At 70.5% G+C, this 5,448-nt stretch carries 3 protein-coding genes; 1 reads left to right on the top strand and 2 read right to left on the bottom strand.

Annotated elements, in window-relative coordinates; genetic code table 11:
• Positions 1-49 precede the first annotated feature (49 nt).
• Positions 50-991 carry an SPFH domain-containing protein gene (locus tag ACWDSL_RS51515; RefSeq protein ID WP_450496460.1) on the bottom strand — a complete coding sequence of 314 codons (942 nt, stop codon included), beginning with the start codon at positions 989-991 and terminating at the stop codon, positions 50-52.
• 255 nt (positions 992-1,246) lie between these two features.
• On the opposite strand from ACWDSL_RS51515, the gene ACWDSL_RS51510 reads away from it, so the two are divergent.
• Complete coding sequence (locus ACWDSL_RS51510; protein ID WP_450496458.1) at positions 1,247-3,511, top strand: transglycosylase domain-containing protein; 2,265 nt, start codon at positions 1,247-1,249, stop codon at positions 3,509-3,511.
• 85 nt (positions 3,512-3,596) lie between these two features.
• Here ACWDSL_RS51510 and ACWDSL_RS51505 read toward each other — a convergent pair.
• Positions 3,597-5,448, bottom strand: a 1,852-nt coding sequence (locus ACWDSL_RS51505) for a SpoIIE family protein phosphatase (protein WP_450496456.1), incomplete at its 5' end; no start/stop codon positions are given.

Here is a 5,448-nt window from a genome sequence, read left to right as displayed (position 1 = left end):
CCCTCGCGCGCGGCCGGCTCCGCTGCCTCGTCCCGCTCGTTCGGCTCCGTCACTGGTAGAGCGTGCCCGTGTTGAGGACCGGCTGCGGGGAGCGGTCGCCGCACAGCACCACCATCAGATTGCTGACCATCGCGGCCTTGCGCTCATCGTCCAGCTCGACGATCTGCTCCTCGGCGATCCGCGCCAGCGCGGCCTCGACCATGCCGACCGCGCCGTCCACGATCTCGCGCCGGGCCGCGACCACCGCGCCCGCCTGCTGGCGCTGGAGCATCGCGGAGGCGATCTCGGGGGCGTAGGCGAGGTGGGTGAAGCGCGATTCGACGATGCGCACCCCGGCCGCCTCGACCCGGGCGTGCAGTTCGGTGGCCAGCTTCTCGGTGATCTCCTCGGCGTTGCCGCGCAGCGACAGCGCGTCCTCGTCGTGCGCGTCGTACGGGTACTCGATGGCGATATGGCGCACCGCGGCCTCGGTCTGGGTGGAGACGAACTCCAGGAAGTCGTCAACCTCGAACACCGCCTGCGCGGTGTCCTCGACCCGCCAGACGACGACGGCGGCGAGCTCGATCGGGTTGCCGTAGGCGTCGTTGACCTTGAGCACCGGGGTCTCGTGGTTGCGCACCCGGGTGGAGATCTTCTTGCGGCTGCTGAAGGGGTTGACCCAGCGCAGCCCCTCGGTGCGCAGGGTGCCCTTGTAGCGGCCGAAGAGCTGGACGACCCGGGCCTGGCCCGGTGCGATCGAGCACAGCCCGCGCATCGCGATGAAGGAGGCGATGATCACCACGACGCCGAGGACGATCAGCGCGGGGTTGCTGTTGTCCTCGTAGTCGTACTCGGAGGTGTCGGTTCCGGCCGCGATGAGCAGCGGGCCCGCGATCAGTCCGGCCAGGCTGAGCAGCAGCGCGAGACCGCCGCCGATGCTGCGCGCGGGCCGCTCGCGCACCTGGGGCCGGGGCTGGGCCGGTATGTCGGGTGTGGTTGTGATGTCGGTCATGTCAGACATGGAGGTTCCCCCGTTTTCGCTGGTACGTGGTGGTGCGTGGTGGTGCGCGGCCGTCCGGCTCACCTATCAAAGTGATAGCACTTTTTGGCGAGAAGGCAACCCTTGGCCGCGGTCGGACGTCAGTTCCTACGGAGCGGGTGCTCTTTGTCACCTTCGGAAAAAGCTTGATCGATGAGTATTTGACGTCAGTTGCGGTGTTAGCTTCATGAGCTGGGTTGGGGTTGACGTACAGGAGCAGCGGGAGAGATGGGCAGAGCGGAAGAGCGGCGGGCGCGGCAGAAGGGCGCTCGCAGAGCCAAGAAAGGCGCCGATAAGAGCGGCAAGAGCGGCAAGAAGACCGGCATACGCCGCTTCTTCACATGGAAGATGGTCCTGGGCTACTTCCTTTCGATGGGGCTGCTGCTCATCGGCGCGTTCCTGGTGCTCTACTTCATGGTCGATGTGCCCAATGCCAACGCCCTCGCCACGGCCGAGGCCAATGTCTACAAGTACAGCGACGGCACCATCATGGCGAAGACGGGCAAGATCAACCGTGAGTCCGTACCGCTGTCCAAAATCCCCAAAGAGGTGCAGCACACCTTCGTCGCCGCCGAGAACAAGGACTTCTACTCCGACCCCGGCGTCTCTTTCACGGGCACCGCGCGCGGCATCGTCAATACCCTTCTGGGCCGCGGCAAACAGGGCGGCTCGACCATCACCCAGCAGTACGTCAAGAACTACTACCTCAGCCAGGAACAGACCGTCAGCCGCAAGCTGAAGGAGCTGGTGATCTCTCTCAAGGTCGACCAGCAGCAGTCCAAGGACGACATCCTCGCGGGGTACATCAACACCAGCTACTACGGGCGCAACGCGTACGGCATCCAGGCCGCCGCCCGCGCGTACTACGACAAGGACGTCGGCGAGCTCTCCGTGGCGCAGGGCGCCTACCTCGCCGCGGTGCTGCAGGCCCCTAGCCAGTACGACTACTCGGTGGCAGGACCCAACGGCAAGCGGCTGGTCGAGCAGCGCTGGAACTACGTCCTCGACAACATGGTCGACAAGCACTGGCTGGACGCGGGCGAGCGCAAGGGCCTGAGGTTCCCCGAGCCCCTCGACCCCCGTCCCACCGCCGGCCTCGACGGCCAGACGGGCTACTTCGTCGAGGCCGCCAAGCAGGAGCTGGTCAAGGCCGGGGTGAGCGAGGACGAACTCGCGGCCGGCGGCTGGACGATCACCCTCAACATCGACAAGAAGAAGCAGCAGGCGCTGGAGAAGGCCGTCCACACCCAGCTGACCTCCAAGCTCAAGCCGAAGACGCGCGCGGTCGACGGGCACGCCCAGGTCGGCGCGGTCTCGGTGAACCCCAAGAACGGCGCGATCGTGGCGATGTACGGCGGTGCGGGCGCCACCAAGCACTGGACCAACAACGCCACCCGCGAGGACTACCAGCCCGCCTCGACCTTCAAGCCGCTCATCCTCGCCGCCGCGCTGGAGAACGACTCCACCACCCAGGACGGCCAGCCGATCAGGGCCAACACCGTCTACGACGGGGACAGCAAGCATCCGGTCAAGGACGACGGCGGCGAGGTCGGCTTCGCCCCGCCGAACGAGGACAACAAGGACTACGGTCCGGTCAACGTCCAGAAAGCGATGAACAACTCCGTCAACTCGGTCTTCGCGCAGATGGCGGTGGACGTCGGCCTGGACAAGGTCAAGAAGACCGCCACCGCCCTGGGCATGAACTCCAAGGCGGGTGGCTTCGATGTGGCCCCCGCGATGTCGCTGGGCGTCATGGGCGCCAGCCCCAAGGACATGGCCGGGGTCTACGCCACCCTCGACAACCACGGTGAGAAGGTCACCCCCTCGATCGTGAAGTCGGCGGAGAAGGGCGGCGAGAGCGCCCAACTGCCCGACACCACGGGCGGCGAGGTGATCAGCCGTACCGCGGCGGACTCCGTGACCTCGGTCCTGACCGGTGTGGTCGACGAGGGCACCGGCTCGGCCGTACGGCAGAAGGGCCAGGCCATGGCGGGCAAGACCGGCACCTCCGACGAGAACAAGTCCGCCTGGTTCACCGGCTACACCCCCGACCTGGTCACCTCGGTCGGCATGTTCGGCGAGGCCAAGGGCGGTAAGCAGGTGACGCTGACCGGCACCGCCGGCGGCGGACGCGTCAACGGCGGTGGCTTCCCGGCCGAGATCTGGGGCGCGTACATGGGAACGGCGCTCGACGGCAAGGGAAGCTCCAAGTTCGACCTGGACACCGACATGGGCGCGGCCGTGCCGCCGCCGTCGAGCACCAGCCCCAGCAGCACCCCGCCCACCAGCAAGTCGACGGAACCGACGACCTCCGCTCCGCCGACGAGCGAGAGCCCGACGGAGTCCTCGTCCCCGCCCACCACCCCGCCGACGACGCCCCCGACCACGGGCGGCGAGTCGCCGACCGACACCACCACGCCGCCGACGACCCCGCCGACCTCGCCCTCCCTGGACACGCGCAGTCTGCGCACCAAACAGCGCGGCCACGGGTGATCTGAGACACGGCAGGCACACAGCAGCGGGCGGGGCCTTCGCGTCGAATGCCCCGCCCGCTGCTGTGTGCCGCGCTTGGCGAACCTCAGGACCGCGGCGGCATCGCCAGCTCGAACCACACGACCTTGCCCGTGCTCAGCCGCGTCGCACCCCACCGCCGCGCCATCCGGTTGACCAGATACAGCCCGCGCCCGCCCTCGTCGGACGGCCGGGCCTGGCGCAGCCGCGGCAGCTGCGGCACATCGTCCCCGACCTCGCAGCGCAGTACGTCCGTCCGCAGCAGCCGCAGCGTCACCGGCCGCTCCGCGTACCGCACGGCATTGGTGATCACCTCGCTGACCAGCAGCTCCACCGCGTCCGTCAGCTCGTCCAGGTCCCACCGGGCCAGCGCCCGCCGCGCCAGCCGGCGCGCCTGCCCGGCCGTCTGCGCCTTGGGGTCCAGGAACCAGTAGGCGACATCGCTGGGCGCGATCCCCTCGAACCGGGCCGCCAGCAGCGCCACATCGTCGTCCCGGTCGCCCGGGCCGAGCATGTCGAGCACCTCGTCGCACAGCGGCTCGAGCGGCGGCGGGTTGGGGCCGGTGAGCCGGGCGGTCGCCGTCAGGCGCTCACGCAGCTGCTCGATCCCGGTCCACACATCGCGCATCCGCGACTCGACGAGACCGTCGGTGTAGAGCATCAGGGTGGCGCCCGCGGGCGCGTCCAGCTCGACCGCCTCGAAGTCGACGCCGCCGACCCCGATCGGCGCGCCCGGCGGCACCCGCAGCACCTCCGCACGGCCGCCGCGGTGCAGCAGCAGGGGCGGCGGATGGCCCGCGTTGGCGACCATGATGCGGTGCGCGACCGGGTCGTAGACCGCGTACAGGCAGGTCGCCATGCGGTCCGTGCCCAGCCGCTGGGCCTGCTCGTCGAGGTGGTGCAGCACCTCCTGCGGCGGCAGATCGAGCCCGGCCAGGGTCTGCGCGGTGGTGCGCAGCTGGCCCATGATCGCGGCCGAGGTCATGGAGTGGCCCATCACATCGCCGACCACCAGCGCGACGCGGTTGCCCGGCAGCGGGATCGCGTCGTACCAGTCGCCGCCGACCCGCGCCGTCTCGGCGGCCGGGAGGTAGCGGCTGGCCAGCCGTACGCCCGTGGGCTGCGGCAGCGAATCGGGCAGCATCGTGCGCTGGAGCTCGTCGGCGATGTACACCTCGCGGCCGTAGAGCACCGCCTTGTCGACGCCGAGCGCCGTGTGCGTGGCCAGCTGGGCGGCGACCAGCAGATCGTCCGGCTCGAACGGCGGCCGGTCCGGGCGGCGTACGAACACGGCGGCGCCGATCACCCGGCGCCGCCCCCGCAGTGGCGCCAGGACCGTGCGCTGGCCCGTGGCCACCGACGTGTGCTCACCGAGCAGTTCGGGCAGCGCGGCCCGGGCGGCCGAGGAGTCGCCGAAGACCGGCCGCACCCCGCGCAGCACCTCGTTCAGCGGACCGCCCGCCTCCACCTCACACAGCTCGGCCGCCGGGCCGCCGCCCACGGCGGGCGACAGATCCGGCTGCGAGGGCAGCAGCGGCAGCCGGCCGCTCTCGGTGTCCGGGTCCAGCGGGATGCGGTCGGTACGGCGCAGCCGCAGCACGACCGGGCCGACCGGGCGCTCGTCGCCGACCGGCAGCGGATCGCGCAGATAGACCAGGATCGCGTCGGCGAAGGTCGGCACGGTGGCCCGGCACAGGCCCAGCACGATCTCGTCCAGGTCGATACCGCGCGCGATCCGCCGGGTCGCCGCGCCGACGAACCGCAGCCGGTCCCCGCCACGGTCCCGCGCGGCGGCCGCCTCGGCGGCGACGGTGCTCCCTGGGGGTGGCGCGGCCGGCACCGCGGGCACCCCGCCCTCGGGCGCGCGATAGCCGACCTCGGCCGCGGCCCTGGCGTCGCCCACGTCGGCCGGCGGATGC

It is taken from the genome of Streptomyces sp. NPDC000941, assembly GCF_053599555.1.
The sequence above is the reverse complement of the archived record's forward strand: the minus strand, read 5'-3'. Positions and strand labels throughout refer to the sequence as shown.